Here is a 3,606-nt window from a genome sequence, read left to right on the forward strand (position 1 = left end):
TCAAGGGCCAGGTGGAAGCCGAATTTGCGCAATTGCGCGGCGGTGTTCTGACCCTGCCCGAGGAAGAGGTCGCGCGCATCTCCGCCTATTTCGCCCCGCCCGACTTTTCCGAGCAGGGGGCGACGCGGATCGACGTGGCCTACCAATCCATTCTCGACCCCGCCTATGGACGCTGGCTGGACAACAACCTCTATTCCCACCGCCAGCCGGGCTATGTGTCGGTCACTATCTCATTGAAGCCGGTGGGCGGGGCGCCGGGCGACGCCACCGACGCGCAGATGGACGCGGTGGCGGACCTGGCCGAGCGCTACAGCTTCGACGAATTGCGGGTGAGCCACGAGCAGAACCTGGTGCTGCCCCATGTCGCCATCGCGGATCTGCGCGCCGTCTATGACGGGCTGGTGGCGGCGGGGCTGGCCGAGGGCAATGCGGGCACCATCGCCGACACTATATGCTGCCCGGGGCTGGATTTCTGCGCGCTGGCCAATGCCCGTTCCATCCCGCTGGCGCAGGCGATCTCGACGCGCTTTGCCGCTCCGGCGCGGCAGGCCGAAATCGGGCCGCTCAAGATCAAGATTTCGGGCTGCATCAATGCCTGTGGCCACCACCATGTGGGCCATATCGGCATTCTGGGCGTCGAGAAGAAGGGGGGCGAGCTCTACCAGATCACGCTGGGGGGCGACGCCACCGAGGACGCGGCGGTGGGCAAGATCATAGGGCCGGGCTTTGCCGCCGAGGACGTTCCGCAGGCCATCGAAACGCTGGTCGACACCTATATCGCCCGCCGGCAGAGCGCCGGCGAGAGTTTCATCGAGGCCTATCGCCGGCTGGGCGAGGCCCCGTTCAAGGAGGCGCTTTATGGGAACGCATGACGCTCTCCTCCTCTGCCTTTGGGGGAGAAGTGGCGCTGGTGCGCCCGGATATGCCGAGGTTGCTCATGACCATGCCTGACCCGACCCATCCCGCCTCCCATGACAGGCTGCGCGCGCTGGGCATCGTGGCGCTTAATGGCATGTTCGACGAAATGGACGCGGTGGGCGTGCTGCGCTATGCGGTCGAGGACGTGCTGCATGGAGACCTGGCCATCGTTTCGTCCTTCGGGGCGGATTCGGCGGTGCTGCTGCACATGGTGTCGCAGGTGGACCCGGCCATGCCGGTGTTCTTCCTGGAAACGGGCAAGCATTTTCCCGAAACCCTGGCCTATGTGGAAACGCTCAAGAGCCGGTTCGGGCTGACCCATGTGGAGGCCATCCATCCCGACCCGGCCGATATCGCCCGGTTCGATCCGCAGGGGACGCTGTGGGAGACGGACCCGGATTCGTGCTGCCATATCCGCAAGACCGAACCGCTTGAGCCGGTGACGCTGCGCTATGGCGGCTGGGTGACGGGACGCAAGCGCTACCAGACGCAGGAGCGCGGCGTGCTGCCGCATTTCGAGTTGACCAGCGACGAGCGCATCAAGGTCAATCCGCTGGCCTATTTCACCGATGCCGACGTGATCGCCTATCGCAAGGCGCATGATCTGCCCGAACATCCGCTCTACGCAAAGGGCTACAAATCCATCGGCTGCGCCCCCTGCACCTCGGTGGTGGCCGAGGGCGAGGACCCGCGCGCCGGCCGCTGGCGTGGGCTCAACAAGAAGGAATGCGGCATCCATTACGATTTCAACGGCGCCATCGCCTCGCCCATGCAGGCCAGCCGCCATAATCTGTGGAAGGACGGCGCCTTCATTGCCGATCCGTTCAAGCCCTGGGATGAAGGTCTCGCCGCGACAGAAGCGCGCTATGTGCATGTGCCGCTGGCGGCGTTCCTCGCGCAGCGCGAGGCCTTTCTTTCCAGTCCGCACCCGCTGGGGCTCCTGATCGCGCCGGGGGAAAGGGTAGAGGACGTGGCCGAGGATCTGGGGCGGTTCGCCTCGGTGGCCATTTCCTTCCCCGCCTTTGGCGACGGGCGCGGCTATTCGAGCGCGCGCCTGCTGCGCGAGCGCTATGGCTATGGCGGGGAAGTGCGCGCGGTGGGCGATGTGTTGCAGGACCAGATTCCGCTGATGCGGCGCTGCGGCTTTTCAGCTTTCGTGGTGACGCATGAGCCGACGCGGCAGGCGCTGATCGAAAACCGCCTGCCGGAAGTGGCGCTGTTCTACCAGCCGGTAGGGGCCACGGAGATTCCCGTGGGCACGCGCCCCTTTCTTCGCCGCGCCTCCTGATGTAAGTGGAGCACAATCGTCAGCTTTGAGATGGACCGGAGCCGTGGTGACAGCGGCGGCTCGCATCGTTATGAGACGGGGCAAGATGCCCCGGCTTCTGTTTGGACCTGAAGAAAATATGAGCACTGAGATCACCACCGATGTCGTTGTCATTGGCGCCGGCCCCTGCGGGCTGTTCGCGGCCTTTGAACTCGGGCTGCTCGACATCAAATGTCATTTCATCGACATTCTGGACCGTCCCGGCGGGCAATGCGCCGAGCTTTATCCCGAAAAGCCCATCTATGACATTCCGGGCTTTCCGGTCGTGACCGGCCAGCAGCTCACCGACAATCTGATGACGCAGATCGCCCCCTTCGCGCCGGAATTTCATTTCTCGCGCATGGTCAATTCCATCGAAAAGCAGGCGGATGGCCGCTTCAGGCTGGCCACCGATGCCGATGAAGTGTTCCTGACCAAGGTGGTGGTGATCGCCGCCGGGGGCGGCTCGTTCCAGCCCAAGCGCCCGCCGGTGGACGGCATCGAGGCCTATGAGAACAAGTCGGTGTTTTACGCCGTGCGGAAGATGGAGGATTTCCGCGACCAGGACGTGGTGATCGTGGGCGGGGGCGACTCGGCGCTGGACTGGACGCTGAGCCTGGAGCCCATCGCGCGCACGCTGACGCTGGTGCATCGGCGCGACGCCTTCAAGGCGGCGCCGGCCTCGGTGAACAAGATGAAGGAGCTGGTGGCCGAGGGGAAGGTCAATTTCCAGCTCGGCCAGATCGCCCGGCTCGAAGGCACGGACGGCCAGCTCGACCATGTGCATCTGGCCACCGATGCCGGGGACCTGGCCATTCCCGCCACGCGCCTGCTGCCGTTTTTCGGGCTGACCATGAAGCTGGGTCCGGTGGCCGATTGGGGGCTGGAGCTCAATGACAACACAATCGTGGTCGATACGGAAAAATTCGAGACCTCGGTGCCGGGCATCTTCGCCATTGGCGACATCAACTGGTATCCGGGCAAGCTCAAGCTGATCCTGAGCGGTTTCCACGAGGCGGCGCTGATGGCGCAGGCGGCCAAGGCCATCGTCTCGCCGGGCGAGCGGGTGGTGTTCCAATACACCACCAGCTCCACCAAGCTGCAAAAGAAGCTGGGCGTCGCCTGAAACCGGGCGCCCTTGCCCCTTGCGCCGCATAAGGCTAATCACGCCCCGCTTGTTGAGGAGCGCGACAGATGAAGATTACCGTGACCGACCAGGCCGGCGACGTGCATGAGCTGGAAGGGCTGGACGGCTGGCGGGTCATGGAGGTCATCCGCGACTGGGGCCTCAACATCAAGGCCGAATGCGGCGGCGCCTGCGCCTGCGCCACCTGCCATGTCTATGTCGATCCCGAATGGCTCGACAGCGTCGGCGCGCCCAA

Annotated in this window: 3 protein-coding genes and 1 pseudogene; all 4 read left to right on the forward strand. The window is 64.7% G+C overall.

Annotated features, from left to right (window positions below; all coding sequences use genetic code 11):
• Positions 1 to 872, forward strand: a pseudogene (locus VDP82_RS15600) (nitrite/sulfite reductase); the annotation flags it as partial.
• Positions 873 to 937: 65 nt separating this feature from the next.
• Positions 938 to 2,206, forward strand: coding sequence for a phosphoadenylyl-sulfate reductase (locus VDP82_RS15605; protein ID WP_323015749.1), 1,269 nt, complete (start codon positions 938 to 940; stop codon positions 2,204 to 2,206).
• A 118-nt stretch (positions 2,207 to 2,324) separates the two neighbouring features.
• Positions 2,325 to 3,350 (forward strand): NAD(P)/FAD-dependent oxidoreductase, encoded by a 1,026-nt coding sequence (locus tag VDP82_RS15610; RefSeq protein WP_323015750.1) that lies wholly within the window; start codon positions 2,325 to 2,327, stop codon positions 3,348 to 3,350.
• Between the two features lie 68 nt (positions 3,351 to 3,418).
• Positions 3,419 to 3,606, forward strand: a 188-nt coding sequence (locus VDP82_RS15615; protein ID WP_323015751.1) for a 2Fe-2S iron-sulfur cluster-binding protein, incomplete at its 3' end; no start/stop codon positions are given.

The sequence above is a fragment of the Devosia sp. genome, assembly GCF_034675085.1.
In the GTDB taxonomy this organism is placed as follows: domain Bacteria; phylum Pseudomonadota; class Alphaproteobacteria; order Rhizobiales; family Devosiaceae; genus Devosia.

Excerpts from the sequence above, each read along its gene's own strand:
- VDP82_RS15605 (WP_323015749.1), top strand. The coding sequence starts at position 938 with ATGACCATGCCTGACCCGACCCATCCCGCCTCCCATGACAGGCTGCGC.
- VDP82_RS15610 (WP_323015750.1), top strand. The coding sequence starts at position 2,325 with ATGAGCACTGAGATCACCACCGATGTCGTTGTCATTGGCGCCGGCCCC.